A 22,645-nucleotide genomic window follows, 5' to 3' on the forward strand; every position below is an offset into this window, starting at 1 on the left:
CGGGCTGATGACCGGCGCCCCGCAACAGCGGGCGCAAGGAGAACCCACATGTACACCACCGACCTGCCGCGCTCCACGCCCCCCAGAGGGCGCCGCTGGACCCAGCGCATCGCCGTCACACTGAGCTTCACCCTTCTGCCAGGCCTGATCTCGCCCGTCGCCTTCGCCGCCGCCCCTGACCCCCTGGGCCGCCCCAGCCTCACCGCACCACGCGCAGCCAGCACCAAACCTCTCACTGCCAAACCTGATCCCCGCACCGCCGCCCAGTTACGCAAGGCAGCGGCAGCCGACACGGCCGACCGACAGCGTGCTCGCACCGACCAACAGCGCACCACCACCTGGCCAACCACTGGAACGGCCCGCCTCACCACCACGGTCGCTCACGCCAAAGCCAAGCCCGGTGACCTGCCCATCACCCTGACCAAGCCCACCAAACGCACCACCCGCGGCGCCAACACGATCGAGGTCGCAGTCCTGGGGCAGGACACCTCACACGCCCTGGGCCTCAAGGGCGTGGTTCTCACCGCCACCGGGCCGGCCCGCGGGGGCAGCACCCAGATCGGCATCAACTACGCGGCCTTCGCCTCCGCCTACGGCGGTGACTACGCCGGCCGACTGCGCCTGATGAGCCTGCCGACCTGTGCACTCACCACGCCAGACAAGCCAGCATGCCGCCATCTGAGCCCCCAGCGCTTCACCAACCAGCGCGCCCGCCAGCAGATCACCGCCCCCCTCACATTCAAGGCAGGTGCCGGCGGCCGGAAGATGGTGCTCGCTCTGGCCGCCGGCACCAAATCCGGGGCAGGCGACTACAAAGCCACCCCGCTCGCAGCCTCCTCCACCTGGGAAGCCGGCGGTTCCTCCGGCTCCTTCACCTGGTCCTACCCCCTGCGCACTCCACCGGCCGCAGCCGGACCAACTCCGGACCTGAACATCTCCTACGACTCCGGCAGCGTCGACGGCCGCACCGCCAGCACCAACAACCAGGGCACCACGATCGGCGAAGGCTTCGACCTCACCTCCTCCTACATCGAGCGCAAGTACGGCTCCTGCGACGACGACGGCCAGGACGACAAGTTCGACCAGTGCTGGAAGTACGACAACGCCTCACTCGTGCTGAACGGCAAGGCCACCGAACTCGTCAAGGACGACACCACCGGCCACTGGCACCTGAAGAACGACGACGCCTCCCTCGTCACCCACCACACAGGTGCCGACAACAGTGACGACAACGGCGAATACTGGACCGTCACCACAGCAGACGGCACCACCTACACCTTCGGTCTGAACAAGCTCCCAGGAGCCGGAGCCGACGACCGCACCGACTCGGTATGGACCGCCCCCGTCTTCGGCGACGACAAGGACGAGCCCGGCTACGACAACGGCACCACGTTCGCCAAACGCGACAAGAAACAGGCCTGGCGCTGGAACCTGGACCTCGTCCAGGACACCCACGCCAACGCCATGACCTACTGGTACCAGGCCGAAACCAACAACTACGACAAGCTCGGCGACGACAACACCGCCACCCCCTACACCCGCGGCGGCTACCTCAAAGAAATCCGCTACGGCCAGCGCGCCGGCTCCCTGTTCTCCGCCACCCCCGCCGCCTCCAACAAGGTCGTCCTCAACTACACCGAGCGCTGCACCGCCACAGGAGACGGCTGTGACTCCCTGACCAAGGACACCCGCGACAACTGGCCCGACGTACCCTTCGACGCCGTCTGCAAGGACGACGACAAATGCACCGGCAACGTCGCCCCCACCTTCTTCACCCGCAAGCGCCTCACCAGCCTCACCACCTACGCCTGGGACACCACCGCCACCACCCCCGGCTATGCGCCGATCGACGCCTGGAACCTCAAGCAGCAGTACCTCGATCCCGGCGACACCGGCGACTCCTCCGACCAGTCCCTGTGGCTGGACGAGATCAAGCACACCGGCAAACGCGGCACCGACATCGCCCTCGGCCCGGTCCGGCTCGATCACGAATTCAAGCCCAACCGCGTCGACGGTGCCAGCGACAACATCCTCTCCCTCGAAAAGCCCCGCCTGAAAACCGTCACGTCCGAAGCCGGCGCACAGACCATCGTCAGCTACGCCGAAGCCGACTGCATTGCCGGCCAGACCATGCCCAAGGCCGACCACAACACCCGACGCTGCTACCCCGTCTACTGGAAGCCCAACGGAGGCTCCGCCGACCCGCAACTGGACTGGTTCCAGAAGTACCGAGTCACCTCCGTCTCCACCACCGACCCGCACGGCGGGTCCGTCGCCGTCCAGCACACCTACACCTACTCAGGCGGCGGTGCCTGGCACTACAACGACGACCCCCTCACCCCCGCCAAAGAACGCACCTGGTCCCTCTGGCGCGGCTACGAACAGGTCACCCACCTCACCGGCGACCCCTCCGGCACACAGTCCAAGACCACCACCGTCTACATGCGCGGTATGAACGGCGACCGGCTCCTCGCCGCTGACGGCAAGACCCTCGACCCCGACAAGCGCCGCACTGCCACCGTCACCGGCATCAAAGCCACCGACATCACCGACAGCGAGCAGTACACGGGCTTCACCCGCGAAACAGCGACCTACAACAACGCCGCCTACACCTCCGGCACCGTCAACGACCCCTGGTCCAAGCGCACCGCCACCCAACACAAGTCCTACGCCGACACCGAGGCCTACTTCACCCGCACCGGCGCCACCCACGCCCGCACCGCCATCACCAGCGGCATCACCCCCACCGACCGGATCCGCACCACCGCCACCACCTACGACGACCTGGGCATGCCGCAGACCGCCGAAGACCGCGGCGACGACGCCAAAAACGGGGACGAAACCTGCACCCGCACCTGGTACGCACGCAACGATGACGGCCTGACCTCCCTGGTCTCCCGCACGCGCACCACCGCCAAGCCCTGCACCACATCAGACACAGACCTCGACCTGCCCGCAGACAGCAGCAGGCCAGGCGACGTCATCTCCGACACCGCCACCGCCTACGACACCACCACCTGGTCCGCCAACCAGAAACCCACCAAGGGCGACGCCCAGTGGACCGCCCGCGCCAAAAGCTACGACACAGCCAACACCCCCACCTGGCAGAAGACCGCCACCACGGACTACGACGCCCTCGGCCGCCCTACCCTCGTCAAGGACGCCCGGGACCACACCAAGACCACCACGACCTACACACCGGCGACCAGCGGGCCTCTACTGTCCAAAGTCACCGGCGATGCCAAGGGCTACGAGACCACCACCACGCTTGACCCGGCCACAGGCTCTCCCCTCAAAGCGACCGACCCCAACGGCCGGATCACCGAAACTGAATACGACTCCCTCGGCCGCGTCACCAAGGTCTGGCTCCCCAACCGCTCCCACCTCGCCCAGAAGACCCCCAACTACGTCTACGGCTACCACCTCGCCGGCAACGACCTGCCCTGGGTCTCCACCGGCACTCTGCGCGGCGACGGAAACGGCTACAACACCACCTACGAGATCTACGACTCCCTCCTGCGCATCCGCCAAGTCCAAACCCCGTCACCGACCGGCGGACGTCTCATCGCCCTCACCCTGTACGACTCCCGCGGATTCGCCTCCAGCACGCAGTCGGACATCTGGGACGAGAAGAACGATCCTTCCGGAACCGCGGTCCAGACCGAGGGCAGCCAGGCACCCACCCAGACCGACACCACATACGACGGCGCCGAACGCCCCATCAAGGCCGTAACCCGCAACTACGGCATAGCCCGCTGGACCACGCAAACCACCTACACCGGCGACACCACCTCGACCACTGCGCCCCTCGGCGGCCAAGCCGTCGCCACCGTCACTGACGCCCGCGGACAGACCACTCAGCGCCTCGACTACGACGGGCCCACGCCAACCGGCACCGACTACGTCGCGACCAACTACACCTACACCGCGGGCGGACAGCCCAGAACGGTCACCGGCCCCGTTGCAGGGACCGACACCACTAAGCCGACCTGGTCTCACACCTACGACTTGTTCGGCCGTCAAACCGCCACAGCTGACCCGGACAAGGGCACAACCAGCACGGCATACGACGACCTTGACCAGGTCACCACCGTTACCGACGCCGAGAACAGAACCCTGGTTCACGCCTACGACGAACTGGGCCGAAAGACCGGCACATGGCAAGGGTCCAAAACTGATGCCAACAAACTCACCGCTTGGACGTTCGACGCACTCGCCAAGGGCCAGCCTGATGCCTCCATCCGCTACGAGGAGGGTGCTGGCGGCAAGGCATACATCCAAAAGGTCACCCGCTACGACAGCCTCTACCAAGCCACTGAAAGCCAGCTCTCCCTGCCGGAAAGCGATCCACTCGTCAAGGCAGGAGTCCCCAAGACCCTGTCCACCACCACCGGTTACCGCCTCGACGGAACAATCAGCCAGGCATCCCAACCTGCAGTAGCCGGCCTGCCTGCCGAGACCGTCTCCTACACCTACAACGCCACAGGCAAGCAACTCACAGCCAAGGGCACTACCGGCTACCTGCAAGGCGCAGACTACGCACCCGCAGGAGACCTACGCCGCCTCACCCTGGGCACCAACGCCGGCACCTCAGCCAAGAACACCTACCTCGGCTACGACTATGAACCGGGCACCCGCCGCCTGACCCGCTCCTACGTCACTGACGACACGCACCCGTACAGACTCCAGGACCTGGTTTTCCGTCAAGACGACGCAGGAAACGTCACTTCCATCTCCGACGCCACCACCCTCGGCGGCACGGGGAAGATCGACAACCAGTGCTTCGCCTATGACGGGTACCGTCGCCTCAGCGAGGCCTGGACCCCGAAAACCGACGACTGCAGCGCCGGCGGACGCACGAGCACCAACCTCACTGGTGCCGCACCGTACTGGACCAGCTACACCTACAACTCCGCAGGCCAACGCAAACAACAGGTGCAGCACGCCACATCAGGCGACACCATAACCACCTACAGCTACGGCACACCCAGCAAACAGCCCCACCCCCTGACAAGCACCGAAACCAATGGCAAAACCCAGACGTACACGTACGACAAAACCGGTAACACCATCCAGCGCCCCGGTTCCAAAGCCAACCAAGCCCTTCACTGGAACAGCGAAGGCAAGCTCTCCAGCGCAACGGAACCTGACAACACCGGCACCCCCTCTACCACCGGCTACCTCTACGACGCCAACGGAGACCTCCTCATTCGCCGCGCCGCCACGGACGGCGTGACTACCCTCTACTTCGGCGACACCGAAATACGTCTTACCACCAAGGGCGCACTCTCAGGCCTCCGCTACTACACCGCAGCCGGCAAGAACATCGCGGTGCGCACCGCCACCGGTGGAGCCAGCACGAAGCTGACCTTCCTTGCCGCCGATCACCACGGCACTTCAAGCCTGGCCATCGACGCCGGCACCTTCAGCTACGCCAAGCGTTACACCACCCCGTTCGGAGCGCCCCGCGGAACCGCGCCCACGGCCTGGCCCGACGACAAGAGTTTCCTCGGTGCGCCTGCCGACACCGGAACAGGCCTTACCCACATCGGAGCCCGTGAGTACGACCCCCTCACCGGCGCCTTCCTCAGCGTCGACCCCCTGCTCGAGACCGATAAGCCTCAAACCCTCAACGGATACAGCTACAGTTCCAACAACCCGACCACTAACTCCGATCCAACAGGGCTCGGTAACGCAGACTGCATGACCGGTGTCATGCAGCACTGCAATAACGGAGTTCCAGGCAGTGGATCTGTCTATCATCCCGAGAGAGAAAGGCACTCCGGCTGCTCTGTTGGCTGCTATAGCGGAGGCTCATCCGGTACGGCATACACAAGCAGCGCTGGAAGCGTCAACAGTGGGCACTGGGGCTCCACTTGCAATCGCTTCAGCTGCAACAAGAGATGGCTCTCTGGCCCCCGCGGAGACGACAAGGACTGGTTGGGCGGAATCCTCACCGGAATCGTCGACACCGCCACAGTTGGCTGTCAAGTCTTTCAGATCTTCGGCTCTGTCAATTGCGCGGGCGACGCCATCCGCGAGGAAATGGCCGGAAGCGGAGTCGGTCTTGAAACGTCAGCCTTCTCCGACGGCGTACGGCTGGGGGCCACGTTCACGCCAGTGCCCGGTGCCGGCTTCTTCAAGACTGGTGAGCTTGCTGTCGGTGGGATGCTGGCCAGGAGAGGGAAGAACATCGGGCCGTTTCAAGAACTGCCGATACCCATGCAAAAGCGCACAGTTAAGAAAGTCGCACAGCGCGCAGGCGTCGGCCTTGACGGTGTGAAGGTTAAAATCAACCGTGATGCGGATCTTGTCGGAAGGATGCTCTACGGACACACTGCGCCGAATCGAACCATCACGCTTTACCCAGACGCCTTCTCGTCAGCCGAGAACCTCACTAAGACGATTGGGCACGAGCGGCAGCATGTCATGCAGATCGACACCTATGGGCCTGCTACGTCTCTTGAGCAGGAGCACGCCTGGGAGAGAGCCGCCTACGCTTCAGAGGGACAATTCTGGAACTACTACAACGGGAGGCTCGGATAGTGCAACGAAGAGATAAGTGGATTGCGCTCATCCCGAGCATTACCGCCCCCGAAGGCGAACATGTTCCATGTCCCCACTGCGGCAAGGCGCAACTGGATTACAGGTACATCATCGACCCGAAGACGCGCCTCGGATACTTTCTGCTCTGGTGCAATGCATGCCTGCACGGAATCAGCGTGTCGCGAGTGAAGGCCCCGGCCGACGTCAAAGCGAGATCCATGGATGATCCGAGAGCGTTGGCAGATGTACCCGAATACACCCGCTATACATAGATGGGATCGCTGATCCAGTGAATGCGGAGTCGGCGGGCGCGCGAGCAATCCATGATGCAGCACTTTCGCAGAGCTGAGGATGCTATTGCACCCTTTCCGCGCGCCCGTCGCCTTGCGCCTTCTGCTGTCTGTGCAGGGTATTCCACTGAGGTGCAGGAACTCACAGACCGGAGTGCAGCTCTGCCTTGACATCCGTATCAGGCAGCGTCGAAATGCGAGCAGAAGTATGCGCCACTGCCCATGGGTTCGGCTATGAAGAACAGGATTGCGCCAGCGCAATCCCGTGCCCCATTCTGACCGGCTACCCGTCCATGCCCGTCGCATGTGCCAGGGAGTGTGCTCCAGCGCCGAGCGCTGGAGACGAGTGCGTGAAGCTTGCCTCGGTAATCCTGTTCGTCAGGGAAAGGCACAGAGTCCAGGTGATGTCTCCAGCGCCCATATCGAACGACCAGGACGTCGCTGCTCCCGAAGCGACCAGGCGATCGAGAGTGCTCGCCAGAAAGCTGAGGGTCAGCGCGCATACGCGCCCCAGCCGGTCCGCCTCGATGACCCCCTTGGCGGTGCCGGGGAGAGGTGCACGACCAACGCCAATGCTGCCAAGCGCCCAGGGGACGATAGGTCGCGGAGTGCCCGGCACGACGCCACACGCAGAACCCCGTCGGCGGCTTGGGCACGATCAAGCGTCCGGGAGCCTGTGCAAGGACAGCAGCGTCGAGGAGCTGAGCCGAGACGCCGCCGCGCATCACCGACGGTGAGTCCACAGGCAGGCGAATGAGCCAGCCGACCTGTTCCAACTCACGCGGCGCTCCTGGCGTACGGCGGGCGCAGTGGCAGCGGCCCTGTTCGCGACCGCGGTGGGCTGCGGAGTACTGGCGCTGACCTACCCGTCGCTGGAGCGGGTGTGGCAAGTGGTGGCGGCTTCTCCACAGTTGCCGGCGCAGCCACCGCAGTGGTGACGCTGATCGGCGGCGGAACACTGCGGGAACTCGGCAGTAGCAATTGACGCCGCCGTGAGCTGGCTGATGCCAGCTCACGGCTGTCTCTGTCGACAGCTTCGGGAGTCACTGCGTAGCCCCTGGCGCGCTGGACACCGGTCGTTCAGGGTGCAGCCCTCGGCGCGTTGACAGGACAACTCGACGACAAGGGCGTGATCACCTCAGTAGCCCGAAGCCTGAACGCGAAGTAGGCACACCGGCCTGCTGAGCCCAGGTGCGGCCAAGAGCCTGACGCTCCCGGCCCCGAACAACCACTGATGCTTCACACCCAGTCGATGCCCAGCTCCTGCAGTGCGGTGCGCTGTTCGGGGGCGAGCTTGTCCCGCCCCGATTTGGTGTTCGAGACCCACACGCCCAGCTTCACCAGCACCGGCTCCTCCTCGCCATCGACCGCGGTCTGTTCGTTGTGGCCGCGGGGTACCGGCCGCCGGCCTTCCCGCTCCACCCACTGTGCGAGGGCTGCCAGGCCGCGCCGGAACGCCTGCTGCGCCTTGCCCTGCCTCTTGGCCGTCGGGGTGAGAGCTGGCCTCTGAGCGGCCTGTACGCCCAACCTGGAGAGCCGTTCCTGCTGCTCGGGGACAGCTGCGCCCAGGTGGCTGGGTCCTTCTGCCGCTGGAGCCATATGCCGAGGCCGTCGCCGTCGAAGAGCACCCCGGGCGGGATGTCGGGCAGGACGCCGTCGGCGTCGATCAGGTCGGCGAGGACGCGTTGGTGGCACCGGGCCGGCACCCTGATAGCCCCTCGCATACATCCCCGCAGCCTGTGGTGACCGGCAAGACGGCAGACCCACACCCCCCCGGAACGATCCAACTCCACTGTCCCTTCCTGCGCCCGCGCCAACACCGCCCCACCACACAGGACACGGCCCCACAGGGTGCACACCCCGGCTTCGGCCCGGCCATTCCAGGCACCGCCCCCGCCGCATACCCCACCTTTCGTGCACACGGACGGCCTACCACGATGGCACGATATGAATGCGGCCGACATCGCTCAAAAGCCCCTATGGGCCAGGCGAATTGATGGCCGGACACGTATGTGGCGGCTTCACAGAGAGACAGATGACATGGCGCGGATCGGGGAGATGCGGCTCAGCGATGGCACCGCGGTGCGAGTCGAAATCGACGGGCAGCAGGACAGCGGGATCGACCGAGTGGGCCGCGGATCGGCATCCGGCGTCGTCCGCGGCTCCGCGCAGACCCTCCAGGAGGCGCTCGCACACATCAGGCCAGCCGTCGAGGCGGTCGCTGACAGCGTCCGGGACCTGGCACGCCAACCCAACTCCGTGAGCGTGGAGTTCGGGATCAAGCTATCTGCGGAAGCGGGCGTCGTGGTGGCGAAGGCGGCCAGTGAGGCCAACTTCGCGGTACGTCTGGAATGGGGCGCCCGTGATCCGCGATGATGCTCGACATGGCTGCGTTACGGGGTGAAAGCGCACTGGAGTCAGGCCTCGTCCGGATCCGGGACGGCGACGCGGTCGTGGGAGCAGGCTTCCTCGTAACACCCGAAGTCATATGCACCTGCGCACACGTGGTCGCGGACGCGTTGGGGCTCCCGCGGGATACCGATACAGCCCCCTCCGCAGCCGTACCGGTCGAGTTCCCGCTGCTGCGCGACGCCGACCAAGACGTCCCCACCGTGCGGGCCCGGGTCGTCTCCTGGAAGCCCCTCCAGAGGGACGACAGCGGCGACGTAGCCCTGCTGCGCCTCGACCGACGGGTACCCAACGCGCACCCTGTGGCGCTCGTGGACGGCGCGTCCGTGTGGGGACACTCCTTCCGAGCCTATGGCTTCCCGGACGGTGGCGACCACGGGGTGTGGGCGACCGGCACGTTGCGGAGCGTCCAGGGCACAGGCTGGGTACAAATGGACGCCGCCCCCGGCAGCCGTCCGATCACCAATGGCTACAGCGGGGCCGCGGTGTGGGACGACGAGCAGGGCGGAGTCGTCGGGCTGACCGTCGCGGCCGGGCACGGGGCCCTGGCTGGGACCGCGTTCCTCGTGCCGTCCGCCTCGCTTGTGGACGAGGAGGTACTGCGCCCGACGTGCCCGTTCCGCGGCCTTGAGGTGTTCGAGGAGGAGGACTCCGAGTTCTTCCACGGACGCGAGGACGATGCCGGGCGGCTGGCCGAGTCGATTGCCCAGCGCCCCCTGACGGTGGTGGTCGGACCTTCCGGGTGCGGCAAGTCGTCGCTGATCCGCTCCGGTCTGCTGCCCCTGCTTCGGGCGGACGGCATGGGCGTGTCCGTACTGCGCCCCGTACCTGGGGACAGGCCAGAGACAGTGCTGGCTCATGTGCTCGTCCCCGCATTGGAGCCGGGCGCTGGGGAGATCGACCGCCTGAGCAAGGCAGAGACACTGGCACGGCTGCTCAGGGACGGATCAGGAGGCGAGCCGAGCGGCGAAGAACCTGGGGACGAAGACCCGCTGGGCGAGGCAGAGCCCGTTGACGCCGCCCGCACATACACCCGACCACCTCCCAGCCGCGTCCCGCAAGCCGTAGCCGGCTTGCGGGACTCGCTCCAAAAGCGGGCCGGCGCCGGCGGCCACCTGCTCGTCGTCGATCAACTGGAGGAGTACGCCGGCGCCGAGCCGACCGCGGCGCGCACCCTGCTCGGGCTCCTTGCCGAGCTGGCGGGCTCACCGCGTTCGGCGGGCGGACGCGGCCTGCGGGTCGTAGCCACCGCACGCGAGGAATCCCTCGGCGACCTGGTGACGTCGAGGACGTCCGGCGCGCTCAGCGATGCCGTCTTCCTCCTCGCCCCGCTCGACGCCGACGACCTGCACCGTGCCATCACCGGCCCGGTCGCGGCCGTACCGGGGCTGTGGCTGGAGCCCGGGCTGGCCACCCGCATCGTCGAGGACGCGGCGGACCAGCCCGGACGGATGCCGCTGGTGGAATTCACGCTCACCCGGCTGTGGGAGCGGCGCGAACGCTCCATGCTCACCCACACGGCGTACGACGAACTCGGCGGCGTCGCCGGAACTCTGGCGGGCTACGCGGACCACACCTACCGCACGCACGTACCTGAATCCGAAGAAACCGTGGCACGCAGGCTGTTCCTTCAACTGGCCCGCCCTGACGACCGGGGCGGCTACACCCGCCGCGCCACCCCGCTCACCCAGCTCGACCCCGCAGCGGTGGCCCTTGCCCGCCGCCTCGCCCGGGGCAAGCTCGTGGTCATTGACCACACGACCACGGGTGCGGAGATCGCCGAACTCACGCATGAGGCCCTCACGCGGCTTTGGCCCAGGCTGCGCCGCTGGTTGGACGACAGCAGGAAGTTCCGGGTGTGGCAAGAGCAACTCCGCACGGACATGGCACGCTGGGAGGGGAAGGACAAGGAACCAGAGGCCCTGCAACGGGGCAAGACCCTCGCCGAAGGGGCGGAGTGGCTTCAGCTGCGGCCAGAAGATATGACCGCAGACGAGCGCGCCTACATCGAAGCCGGCCACCGGTACGAGCAGCGGACGGTCCGCAGACTGCGGGCGGTCGGCGCGGTGCTCATGGCCCTACTGCTCGCGGCGGGAACGCTGGGCACGATCGCCTTCAACACCAGCCAGGACCTCAAGGCCCAGCTGCGCACCCTCGCGTCCCGCGCACTGGCGAAGGAGTCCGGCAGCCGGCAGGCCGAGGCGCCGGGGACGGCACTGCAGTTCGCGCTCGCCGCATGGCACACCGACAGGACACCGCAGGCCCGGGAGGAACTGCTCAACCAGTATGTCCGGGCGCAGTACCTGCGCGGCGCCCACAGCGGCCTGTGGCGCGGCCGCGTACAAGAGCTGGCCGCGACCCCCGACGGCCGCACCCTCGTGGTGCGTTCCAAGCCGGCGGGAAACGACCCGCACCAGGTGTCGGTGGTGACCGGCGTACTTGAGGGCAAACCCCGCCACTACACCCTCCCCGGCGTACCCGAATCCGAACAGACCGGGGAAATCAGCCCCGACGGGCGGCACTACGCAGTGGCGACGCCGGACGGCACAGTGCGGCTCTGGCGGCTGGACGGGAAGGGCAGCGAACCGACCCGGCTCGGACGAGAACTCACCGACAGGCGCGACAAGGTCAAGGGCGATCTGGAATTCAGCGCGGACGGCAGCCGTCTGATGCGGACACTCAACACCCACGCTCCGGACGTCGAGCTCACAAAGCCCCGGACCCTCGTCGATGTATGGCACCTGGGGGACCTCAAGCCTCTGCCGGTGGCCGCCACAGTGGTATCGGCCGCGCGTGGCCAGGAGGTGGCTTTCGGGAAGGACCCCGACACCGTGATGGTCACGACGAGCCCGTCCCATGACCTCAAGACGCCAAGCAAAGCTGCGCTGCTCGACCTGCGCACGGGACACACGCTGCGAAAGCTCCGGGCCAAAGGCGACGACTGGACGTCCACCGATGCCACTGCCGCATACGGCTACGAAACCAAGAACTCCGACGACGACCGCTACGTCGATGTCGCACTCGGCAGGTGGGGCACGGACGACACGTATGTGACACGCCTGCCGGTGGATGACGAACCAGGCTACTCGGATCCGATGCTCGCCGTCGCCCGGCGCGACAAGGGCGGCCCGATGGTACTGTCCCCCGTCGGAAACGCCCTGGTGGTGGCCTACGCCCGGCCCGCCCCCCGACCCGCGAAGGTACCCGGGCTCATCAACGAGTACGCCTGGGCGAAGGACGGCCGCCTGGTCGCGTGGATGACGAACCACAAGGTGCAGGTCGTGGACCTGCTACACGGCGGCTCCACCACCGTCGAACCCCCGCACCAGGTCACCTTCGACCGACACTGGAGCCTCGCGTGGACGGCCGGGGGCAAGCAACTCCTGCTCTGGCAGGAGGGCGGTTCACACCTGTACGTGTACGACCCCGACACGCTCTCCGACCCCGTCGATGTCCCCTTGGACGCGGGCCCGAAGACACCACAGGAACCGGGGCTGATCAGCGCGGTCGCACCCCTGCCCGACGGCGACGTCACCGTGCTGACCAACGGCGCCAACCTGCTTCAAGTGGACCCGGAGCGCGGGGTACAGACAGGAGAACCGCTGCCCGTCGACCGCTCACCAGTTCTCGATTCCTCTCCGCTGGGCCAGCTCCACGGCCGCCCAGGCCACCCTCATCAGGTCGCCGTGGTAACGAGCAACGACGAGGACAGGGGCAGGATCCAGATCTGGGACGTCCGAACCCGCAAGCGGACAGAGGTGCTGGAAGGCGACAAGATCAGCCCGCGCATCGACCACAGCGACGCCAGCAATCTGGCCTTCTCCCCAAGCGGCCGGTACCTGGTCGTGGAGCACGCCGACGGCAAGCTGCACCGCTGGGACGTCGCCAAGGGCACGACCGTGGGCACACCCATCACGACGGAGATCACCGAAAACGTCAACGCCGTGACGGACAGCGGGACGGTGATCACGCAGAAGGGGAGCGAAGGGGTCTACGAACTGTGGGACGCCAACGACGGGACCCGCATCGGCACGATCCCAGGCGGCTCCTCTCCCACCTCGGCCCTCCGAGGCACCGAGCTGACCGTGGAGAACAGGGGCTGGCTCACCGCCTACGACCTCCGCCCCGACAGCTGGTTCACCCACCTGTGCAAGAACGCAGGCCGCGACTTTACCGAGGAGGAACGCGAACACCTCCCACCCGGAACCCCACCAGAGGCTCCTTGCGCACCGTGACACGGACGTGATCCGTTGAGCCCGCCGACGGCAACAACCCCCAGGCGCCGGCCCGGAGTACACCGACTGCACACCCACCTCACTCTCGGCATCGCTCAAGCGGGGCACCGACGCGCTGGAAACCTCCCTGGCGCCGCGTACAAGATCGGCAACAGCGCGACGGCGCTCGGAGCGATCCTCGCGCTGTCACCGGCCGTCGGTAGCGTGAAATCCGTGATGGTGGGCACCGAAGAGACCCGGCTGGTCGTACTGCGCGGCAACAGCGCCTCGGGCAAGTCGTCCGTCGCGGCCGGCCTCCGCGAGAGGTTCGGCCGCGGGCTGGCCCTGGTCGGCCAGGACAACCTCCGCCGCATCGTGCTCCGCGAGCGGGACCGGCCCGGCGCCGCGAACATCGGCCTGATCGACCTGACCGCCCGCTACGCCCTGGACGCCGGCTATCACGTCGTGGTCGAAGGCATCCTCTACGCCGACCGCTACGGCGACATGCTCGCCCAGCTGCGCGCCGACCACCGCGGCCCGACCCACGGCTACTACCTGGACGTGCCGTTCGATGAAACCCTCACCCGGCATGCCACCAAGCCGATCGCCGATGACGTCAACGAGACGCAACTGCGCGACTGGTACCGGCCGCGCGATCTGCTGCCCGATGGCATCGAGACCGTGATCGGCGCCGACAGCGCCCTGCACGAGACCACCGACCGCATCATGCTCGACAACGGCCTGGCCCACCTCCCCGCACTGGACCGCTGACCGGAGCACCGTCGCGACAGACCTTAGCCGTTACCCGCCGGCACCCGGCGTCCGCCGGCAGCACGCGACCCTGGAATCCGCCCTGTGGCGCCCCTGGCTCTCGTAGCGTTGCGGGCGTCATGCCCCGTCCACGCCGAACTCCCGCAGCGCGTCCTGCTCTTCCTCGTTCTCAAGTGGCGCTCACCACCTTGCCCCAGACCCAGCCCTGCGCCGTGGCCCCTTGACCAGGGGTCTGCCGCGCAGTGGGTTGTACTCCTAGCGGCGCAGGAGCGGATCGACGGTCATCCGGGCCCGGTCGTTTTCCTGCCGGAAGGCGGCCATGTCGGTCACGAAGTGCTTCTCGGCCACCGACATGACGGTCGCGGGCGGGACCTCTGCTTCCCCCGCCAGTACGCGACGCTGCGCAAGGTAGTCGGCCATGGAAGCGCGCTGGACAACCCGTGCCCGTTCCAGATCGGCCAGCTCCCAGCCGCGTGAAGTCGAGGACAGCCGGGACAGTGCGTAGGCCCATCACCTATTTTCGGCGATGCGGTTGTTGAGGTCCCGGATGGTGTCGGCTGCGGCGGCGCTGTGAAGCGGATGATTGAGGTACGTCCTCAGCAGGGGCAACGAGGAGTGGTCTCCGCTGCGGGCGAGGAGGCGCATCACGAAGGTACCGCGCTCCTGGCGGAGGGGGAGCGAGAAGAGTGAGGTGAGGCGCTCGGGGCTGGTCAGCGCGTGGTGCAGGACGGTGCGGGTCTGGGAAGGGAAGGCGTCCACGATGCGGCCCAGCGCGCTGGTGCGGATGTCCTGGGCAAACTGGGCTGCGTATGGGAACTGGTGGAAGGGGTCCACGGCGGCGTCGAGCAGGCGGGTGGTGAGACCGTCCCACAGTGGTGCGCAGCGCAGAGTTCGCTCCTCTCCGCTGGGACCGGGGCGACTGAGCCAGAACAGGATCTGGCCGTAGCAGCGCCAGGCGTCGGCGTCCTTCCCCGCATGGTCGGCCAGCAGCGGGGGAGGGGCAGCGAGGCGGGTTGCGCAGCCTTCGATGCCTAGGAGGTGGCAGCCCACGGCGCTTTGCCGAAACGGGTCCTGCAGCTCCAGATGGGAGGCCCAGTACCGGAAGGCCGGCAGCGCTGCCGGGTCCTGGGAACGTATGAGCTCTTTCAAGAAGACATCAGTGAAGAAACTGGTGTCCCCTTCGCGGACGGCGAGGACTGTCAGCGCGATGCGTTCCGCCGGCTCCAGAGCCTCAACTGCCTCGGTGAAAGGCGCGGCGATGACATCCTCGAACCGGCTCACGAGGATGCCCTTTGCCCGAGCATGGGCGTTGGGATGCTGCGGGTCGGCGAGCAGGAGACGGATCTCCTGGGTGATGTCACGGACGTTGCAGGGCGAGCTGATCTTGCCGTAGATGTGAAGGGCGTCGACGAGCGCGGTCGACACAAAAGGGTCATCGGTGTGCACCTCGTCAAGAAGCTCGGTCACCGCAGCAGCGGTGGCTGCGGTGGCCGTGCTGCGGATGCCGGTAAGCATGCCGAGAGCAGCGAATCGCAGATGGTAGGCACCCGATGCCCAGGCCAGAGAGAAGACTTTCGGCGCCAACGCCGCCGCCTCAGCATCGTTGGCATACCGCAGCAGGGCGCACAGCAGGACCATTAGGCCGATGTCTCTGGCCTCCAGGGACGCCCCCACTGGCTCAGCTTGGCCGCCGTCGCCGGCTGGTGGCGGCTGCGCCGCGACCAGGCTAGCCGGGCCGCGTGCGTGATCCGGCAGGCCGGCAGCCGCTCGGAACTCTCCCGTACCCCGTCGGCGAGGGCAGCGGCGATCAGCGCCGGTACCGCGTGGCGATACCCTGCCGCGCCATGGTTCGCGCCGCGCCGGAACGCCTCGTCAGTCTGGCGCATGAGCTGGGCCAGCGGTTCCAGAAGGCGCCCGTCGCTGGCCGTGGCGCCGACCGCATGGAACACCGCCTGCTCGTACCTGCTCGACGACTTGTCCGGCACCACCATGTACATGAAGTCCGACTCACACACGACCTGGCTGGCCGCCATAACCGTCACGGCTTCCTCAAGGCAGCGCCTCCCCTCCGCCAAGGCCACCTGATCGGCCACCGGGCCCAGCCGCCCGTACAGTGCGCCGATCAGGAACTCTTCGTCGGGCAGCTCCCGGAGCAGATCGCGTACGGTGCCCGGATCGCTGTGCAACGGCACAGCCCACGCTGCCAAGTCTCTGCGGTGCGGCTGCCGAAGCTCGCCGGCCAGCTCCTGAGCAGCCGTACACCGCCACACCAACGCGTCCGCGGTCAGGAACTGGGTGTACCACTCATGCCGGAACTGAAGGCGCTGGCCTTGAACCCGCACCAGCGGCGATCCCAGTGCCTGATCCACCACTTCAGCCGCGGCGCTGGCTACCGGCAGCTGAGCGGCACTGCGCTGGGCCTGTCCCAGAGGCAACCACCCAGTCAAGTCCTGGTCCATCAGCAGCGCCCAATGGTGCAGCACCTGCCGCACCCCCGTAGGCTGCGCAGTGCCCTGCAACTGCTCGTGCACAGAGGCATCCAGCAGCTGCCCGCGTCCGGCGAACTCGGGCAACCGCCCGGCCACGCGAGCCGCCAGAGCCAGCTCGAAGGCGCTGCCGAACGCGGCGTACTGATCCTCCCCGAATTCCTGCTGCTCCAGGTTCGCCCCATAGGAGCGCAGCAGCGCTCGGCGCTGCCCCGGGGCGGGATCGACGATAGCCGCTGACCGCTGTGCCCCCGCCCGCGGCGACAGCGTCACCGCTTGCATCCACGCTGACAGGTCGAGCCCGAGCACCAGCGCCGGCCAGGAAGCGGGGCGCCCGCCACGCCCGACGCCACTTCATCGCTCATCGAGCCTTCCACATGTCACATTGAGGGCTAGCGGCTCAAGTCGATCCCGGTGCCAGCGCTACTGCCTTGGCCACGAGCGGTCGCGTTCCCGGTCTGCTCCGCGTAGGCCGGCCGACTGCCCGCGCCGTCAGGCCGCCGAATTCCCGTATGCGCCGTCCACCCCACCGCTTGCCTCAGCCTGTCCTGTCCGCACCACCGCATCCCGAGCCCCGGCCGCCGATGGCGAGGCCGACTGCACCCACGCCCACACCAAAGCGCCCACGCCGGCCGCGGCCTGAACCGAAGCCCCCACCAACTGCCCAGCATCCGGCCCATCAAGCAGCCAGAGCACCGGAGTCGAGACGATCCCCAACACGGCGGCGACCAGCACCGTGATTCTCCACCTCTGCGACAGGCTCCACCCCTCCTCACCCACTCCTCCGCGCTCCACAGCTGGACCACCACCATCAGGCGTACGCCACTGTGCAGGACGACCCCTAGGCAACACAGTTCCCCCCCGGTACGCCTGCGGACCTAGGCCCTATCTCTTTGATGGGTTGGTCAGTTGATCGGATGTGTCCGTCCGATTAGCGATCACTGATGCGATGTGGGACCGGATCGCGCCGCTGATGCCGGCCGATCCGGTCCGCGGCAGGCGGTGGGCCGACACCGCCGCACCCTCGAGGCCATCGCCTGGAAGTACCGCACCAATTCGCCCTGGCGAGACCTGCCCGACGAGCTCGGCCCGTTCCAGACCGCCCACAAACGGCTGATCAGATGGGCCGTCAACGGCACCTGGCCGAAGATCCTGACCGCCGTCCTCGCGGCTGCGGACGCCGATGACGACATCGGCTGGACCGTATCGGTGGACTCTACAGTCGTCCGAGCCCACCAACACGCTGCCGGAGCACGCAAAAGGGGGCCGAAGGCCGCAGTGAGCCAGCCGAACACGCGCTCGGACGCTCACGAGGCGGCTTGAGCACCAAGGTCCACCTGGCCGCCGACGGCCACGCACGGCCCCTGTCCCTGACCGCCACCGCGGGCCAGGCCGGTGACCGCGCCGGCCTTCGAGGCCGTCATGACCCGCATCCGCGTTCCACGATGCGGCCCAGGCAGGCCCCGGACCCGACCATTGGCTGTGCTCGCGGACCGGGCCTACTCCTCCCGCGCCATCCGAGCCCACCTGCGGCGACGAGGGATCCGTGCGGTCATTCCGCAGCCGTCCGACCAGGTCGGCCCGGTCTTCGACCAAGAGGCCTACAAGCAGCGCAACACCGTCGAACGGTGCATCAACCGCCTCAAGCAGTGGCGCGGCCTGGCCATGCGATGCGACAAACTCGCCATCGCCTACCAGGCCGCCCTCCACCTCGCCGCCATCCCCATCTGGGCACGACGATGACCAAGGAGACAGAACCTAGGTCTGCGCTGAGCTGGCGCTTCGTGGTCACGCATATTCCGATAATTCAGCCGAGCACACAGCACGAATGCCACTGGCCCATGCCCATTCTCCCGAACAGAATCTGACAGACTTTCCACGCGTGCAGCAAATTCCTACCACTGTGACCCCAAGAATCCTCACGGACCCATTGCACACGCCATGAGCTACCCCTCCTCGCACACCTCATCAGGACTACGCGAAGCAGCTGGGTTACCTTGCGAGCGTCGCACCTGCTCACACCACTCAGCGAGGTGAGCGACCAGAGCAGGGGGCCACGCCCAGGGCACGTCCACCCCCGACGACTGCGGACAAGCGGCATGAAGAATCACGTCGTCGGCCGCAGCGGGAAGTCGGCGCCTGGACCAGTCGAGCTCACCAGGCCCAACCGGAGACGGCAAGCAGCTGTCACAGCCCGTGGCGAACTGCGAACTGCTGATCATCAGCTCCAACGACGTAGGACGCGGCCCCCCAGAGCGGTCTGACGACACTGCAGGACCGAGGAGATGTGCAGACTCCAGCACCTGCGTGGGAGGAAGCCAACGAGAGCCGGGCATGGTTTGCCGAAACCCAGCAAGCACAGCTCTCACCTCCTCGACTCTTCCGCAAAGCAACCAGCCGCCACCACACCGAGAAACAATCTGAACAACTGTTTCCCGTTCGGGAAAGCCGCTCTCTCGAAGAGCTGCTGATGGATAATTCAGCGCCTCCAAGCCCGTAGCCCCCGCAAGCGTAAAAGCATCAAACACGGCAGGCTGCTGCGCTCCCATGCACCTACGGCCAGCCTGCACCGCACGGGATTCTTCGCGGGGATATGCGGCCTTCCTGCGGCACTTGGGACAACGGCACCGCCGCGGAATTCCGGAAGATGGCTGCCTCTCCAGCACAGTGGCCTGAGCTTCCTGCCGCCACTCTTGGACTGCTTCAGCAGACAACACTCTGACGAAGTCAAACAGCTTCCCAGGCTCCGACATTATGGTCCGCTTGCCCGGAGTACCCGCACTTGCGGAAAAAGGTAGCCGCGCAGAACCTGACGCGGTGCCGGGTGGTGAATTCCTTTGCGTTGACCACAAGTCTGGCAAGCACATCACCAATGAATCCGGCACAGTCGATTCAGCAGCAAGCCGCATCCCCGTGTCCATTCGATACGTACCGCGATTTTCTTCCCTCCGGACGTCGGGAATTCTCCTACCAACCTGGCGTCCCCAGCCCCGCCGAGACACATACAGGTCCAGCAAAAGCTCCGACCTCCTCAGCGTCTCCAAGCGCTCACCCCGTGGAGAGGACAGAGGCCACAACACGGATCCCCAAGCATCTGATTGGGCCCGCGAAACCCGTAGTGACCACAGCATGACCGCTACGTTTTTAACAGCCGAATCGAACATCTCCTCCGACGGCCGGCAGGCCGCCGAAGACTCTGCTGCGTCACCACGTCGTTGCCGCGGCGGCTGAAACTTCGGTGCCTTTGGCCGCAGATGAGTCCGCAGCCGAGCGAGCCGGGCGATGAGTTCCGGGAAGAACTCCCCGTCCTGCGGCTCGTAATCCTCCTGGGCCGCCAGCACGACGGTGTCCAAGACAGAGGCAGCAGCCTCGGCCGATGGGCACAGCAACTCCACAGTGCCCCGCAAGGAACCCTCAACGGAGCCGAGAAGGACTCCATCCAGCAGCTGCCGCGCGTCACCATGACCCCACTGGGCCGCCCGTACGAGCACACCGAGCACCTGCGCCACCTCGCGCGTCCAGACGCGATCACCCCCAGCCTCTTCCTCAGCCGCATCGGCACGACGCAGGACCCACACAGCAAGCCGGAACGCACTGCCGGGATGCTCCTGGCCACCAGCGAGGGCGAACCACTCCCAGGCGCGCGCCAGGTCCCCCCGCCGCAACGCGCGGGACCCCATCACATAGGCAGTGTTAGCCCTCTGGCGCTCCCTGGGCACCGGCTCGTCAGCCGAGCCCTGGGATCGTCCGGACGGCCAGTCGCCGTCCGGACGATCCCAGTAGTCGGTCGGCCCTGCCAGCCAGGCCGACAGCTCCCTGTAAGCCATGACCTGATTTCCCATACGCGCTCCTCCCAGCGTACGAACCCTCCACATGCGTCCCTTGGCGCGCATCTACCGCTCACCACGTTGGGCCTGAGGTGGCTTCATATGCCCTGGCCGGACGTATTCCGTGAGCTCTGCCCGTAACGCCGTAACCCCGCGACTGCGCTGCTGATACACCGCGTTCTTCTTGATCCCCAGGTCCGAAGCAATCTGGTCGTCGCCATCCCCACGGCCCTGCCGTGCGAGCACCTCACGACACTGCGGCGCCGCAATCTGCACGGTCGCCTGGTCAACGAGGTCCCATATCTCCTCGTCGCGCTTGTCCCGCCCAGCACTCTGCGCCTCCTGGCCCTCGACCGCCGCATCGGTGGGAGCCGGCGGATCCAGGAGATCGAGAACCTCCCCGGCCAGGAGCTCCGGCTTACGGCGCTCCATGTGGTCCAGCGCCTCACGTTCCGCGATCTTCTTCACATAAGCGACCGGCTGCCGTTCCGGATCGATGCCGCTCCGGAAGGCGATCAAGATCGCCGCATCCGTGAGCTCGAAGGCGTCAGCCTCATTCAGCTGCGGAAACTTGACCACCAGGTGCCGGCGGACCTTCCGCCGGATCGTGACGTACAGAGTCTGGCCGTCCGGGCCGAGGGCGCTGAACACGTCAGCACCCTCGGCCCGGTGGGACGAACCGCTCACCACAGCCAGTAGCCGTCCGTCCCACCGTCGGCGGGCCGACGCTCGATCCACCAAACGATCAGCCGGCTACCGTCTGCGGCCTCGTAGGAGAGGACCGCGCCCGGCGGCAGAATCTGCACGATCTCCGCCACCGAACTGGCCGCCACCACGGGTGGGTCAGACAGGACACAGGCAGCCTCAGACGGCTTACGGCCGAGCAACTGCTCGCGAAGCCGCACGAACCCGGGGCGGTGCCAGGAGCCGTACAACTCGACCCCCAGGGAGACCGCGGCCGGAAGGTACTCAAGGAAGGACATCTGTCGGGAACCTCAGAGAGCTGGATAGGGGCATCACAGAACGCGTTCACCCCCTATAGGGCCCAGCCGCCCCAGTTCTTAACAGCCCAGCCAAAAAACTTCGAAGCCACACCAACCACCCCAGCCCTGCAACGCACTGGAGCCCCCTCGTCCCCACTCACTCACGAGCCCGTCAGCACCACGAGACGCTCCCTAGGGGACCTACGGCTGAACAACAGTCCACTAGTCGGCCGCCAGCTTCAGCAGAGCCTGAAGCCCCGTCAGGGGCCTTGACGCACAAGCGCCATGTCTACACCCGCATGCCGGCTCTGAGCCAAGCCAACCGCACAGAGGCACCGTCAACCCCGGCCCACCCCACAAGAGAGCAACAGGGCACACAGTGGTCAGGAGACAGGTGAGGCCGAACTACAGCTCCCAGGCAACAGTGCCCCCTGCAGCGAAACCTGTAGCCCCGTCAGGGACCCCCGACTCATACGAGCCATGCCCACTACATCGCTCCCCACCAACACCCTCTGACCGTCCGCGGTCACACCCACCACCCGAGCTGAACGCTCCACTCAACAGAACACGACGCCTCCCTGGATAAACAACCTGCCGATCGCCAGATCGGCACCCTGCGAGTTTGGGGCACCCCTGTCCCAAATCCCATACAACAGAAAATAGTCAGGCTCCGGAAGAAAGGCTACCCCCGAGCCATAAAAGAAGTTCGGCCATCACCAAAAGAAAACGACTCGCAATTATTGAGGACGGCGCCAGCCGGACGGTACAAAAAGCAGTACTCTGAAATCAGATCTCAACAACCATACCCGACCGATCGCCAGATCGGCTAACCTGAGACACCCTCAATACCTGCACCAAGAACCCGAGTTAGGCAACCTCAATGTTACATAAAATGCCGCGTCAGCGGCCAACTAAAGAAGGAAAATAATTGCGCCGTCAGGCGCCCCAATTCAAAAACCATAAACAAGAAATGATTAGCCGTCAGGCTAATCAACACGCAAAATCAAGGGCCGCGTCAGCGGCCCGACATAAACCACAGATAATTCGCCGTCAGGCGAATTGCGGGGCGTGAAAATTTCGTCAGAAATTTCTTTAGGGGCATTTATGCCCCCCGCCCCC

10 protein-coding genes and 2 pseudogenes are annotated in these 22,645 nt (G+C 66.3%); 6 read left to right on the top strand and 6 right to left on the bottom strand.

The window, feature by feature from the left end; translation table 11 throughout:
* Window positions 1–48: 48 nt before the first annotated feature.
* Window positions 49–6,546: an RHS repeat-associated core domain-containing protein gene (locus STRTU_RS35780; protein WP_159747247.1), complete on the top strand. Its 6,498-nt coding sequence runs from the start codon at window positions 49–51 to the stop codon at window positions 6,544–6,546.
* 1,099 nt (window positions 6,547–7,645) lie between these two features.
* Entirely contained in the window at window positions 7,646–7,774 is a 129-nt protein-coding gene (locus STRTU_RS35785; RefSeq protein WP_269777054.1) for a hypothetical protein, read from the top strand.
* Between the two features lie 301 nt (window positions 7,775–8,075).
* On the opposite strand, the pseudogene STRTU_RS35790 reads toward STRTU_RS35785, so the two are convergent.
* Window positions 8,076–8,527, bottom strand: a pseudogene (locus STRTU_RS35790) (helicase associated domain-containing protein); the annotation flags it as partial.
* Window positions 8,528–8,876: 349 nt separating this feature from the next.
* Here STRTU_RS35790 and STRTU_RS35795 point away from each other — a divergent pair.
* From STRTU_RS35795 to STRTU_RS35805, 3 genes are all read left to right on the top strand, one after another.
* Window positions 8,877–9,212, top strand: a complete 336-nt coding sequence (locus STRTU_RS35795) for a CU044_2847 family protein (RefSeq protein ID WP_159747248.1) — start codon at window positions 8,877–8,879, stop codon at window positions 9,210–9,212.
* 8 nt (window positions 9,213–9,220) lie between these two features.
* Window positions 9,221–13,480 carry an nSTAND1 domain-containing NTPase gene (locus STRTU_RS35800; protein WP_159747249.1) on the top strand — a complete coding sequence of 1,420 codons (4,260 nt, stop codon included), beginning with the start codon at window positions 9,221–9,223 and terminating at the stop codon, window positions 13,478–13,480.
* 216 nt (window positions 13,481–13,696) lie between these two features.
* A complete protein-coding gene (locus STRTU_RS35805) occupies window positions 13,697–14,230 on the top strand; it encodes an AAA family ATPase (RefSeq protein WP_174878989.1) in 534 nt (177 codons plus the stop codon).
* 255 nt (window positions 14,231–14,485) lie between these two features.
* Here STRTU_RS35805 and STRTU_RS35810 read toward each other — a convergent pair whose 3' ends face one another.
* The 3 genes from STRTU_RS35810 to STRTU_RS35820 form a co-directional block, all read right to left on the bottom strand.
* Complete coding sequence (locus STRTU_RS35810) at window positions 14,486–14,650, bottom strand: hypothetical protein (protein WP_159747251.1); 165 nt, start codon at window positions 14,648–14,650, stop codon at window positions 14,486–14,488.
* A 90-nt stretch (window positions 14,651–14,740) separates the two neighbouring features.
* The gene (locus STRTU_RS35815; protein ID WP_159747252.1) at window positions 14,741–15,904 is read right to left on the bottom strand and encodes a hypothetical protein; all 1,164 of its coding nucleotides are present in this window, start codon (window positions 15,902–15,904) and stop codon (window positions 14,741–14,743) included.
* Window positions 15,868–16,989 carry a hypothetical protein gene (locus STRTU_RS35820; RefSeq protein ID WP_159747253.1) on the bottom strand — a complete coding sequence of 374 codons (1,122 nt, stop codon included), beginning with the start codon at window positions 16,987–16,989 and terminating at the stop codon, window positions 15,868–15,870. Before STRTU_RS35820 ends, STRTU_RS35815 begins: the two co-directional genes overlap by 37 nt.
* Window positions 16,990–17,635: 646 nt before the next feature.
* Between STRTU_RS35820 and STRTU_RS35830 the strand changes: the two are divergent.
* Window positions 17,636–18,459, top strand: a pseudogene (locus STRTU_RS35830) (IS5 family transposase).
* A gap of 2,150 nt (window positions 18,460–20,609) precedes the next feature.
* Here the strand turns inward: STRTU_RS35830 and STRTU_RS35835 are convergent.
* Together STRTU_RS35835 and STRTU_RS35840 are read right to left on the bottom strand one after the other, a co-directional pair.
* Window positions 20,610–21,194: an RNA polymerase sigma factor gene (locus STRTU_RS35835; protein WP_269777053.1), complete on the bottom strand. Its 585-nt coding sequence runs from the start codon at window positions 21,192–21,194 to the stop codon at window positions 20,610–20,612.
* A gap of 32 nt (window positions 21,195–21,226) precedes the next feature.
* Window positions 21,227–21,526 (bottom strand): hypothetical protein, encoded by a 300-nt coding sequence (locus STRTU_RS35840; protein WP_269777052.1) that lies wholly within the window; start codon window positions 21,524–21,526, stop codon window positions 21,227–21,229.
* Window positions 21,527–22,645: the final 1,119 nt, after the last annotated feature.

The organism is Streptomyces tubercidicus (assembly GCF_027497495.1).
GTDB classification, from domain to species: Bacteria; Actinomycetota; Actinomycetes; order Streptomycetales; family Streptomycetaceae; genus Streptomyces; species Streptomyces tubercidicus.

Bases quoted from the DNA above. Each gene is read 5' to 3' on its own strand.
- STRTU_RS35800 (WP_159747249.1), top strand. From the start codon at position 9,221: ATGGCTGCGTTACGGGGTGAAAGCGCACTGGAGTCAGGCCTCGTCCGG.
- STRTU_RS35840 (WP_269777052.1), bottom strand. From the start codon at position 21,526: ATGTCCTTCCTTGAGTACCTTCCGGCCGCGGTCTCCCTGGGGGTCGAG.
- STRTU_RS35805 (WP_174878989.1), top strand. From the start codon at position 13,697: ATGGTGGGCACCGAAGAGACCCGGCTGGTCGTACTGCGCGGCAACAGC.
- STRTU_RS35795 (WP_159747248.1), top strand. From the start codon at position 8,877: ATGGCGCGGATCGGGGAGATGCGGCTCAGCGATGGCACCGCGGTGCGA.
- STRTU_RS35780 (WP_159747247.1), top strand. From the start codon at position 49: ATGTACACCACCGACCTGCCGCGCTCCACGCCCCCCAGAGGGCGCCGC.
- STRTU_RS35810 (WP_159747251.1), bottom strand. From the start codon at position 14,650: ATGGCCGACTACCTTGCGCAGCGTCGCGTACTGGCGGGGGAAGCAGAG.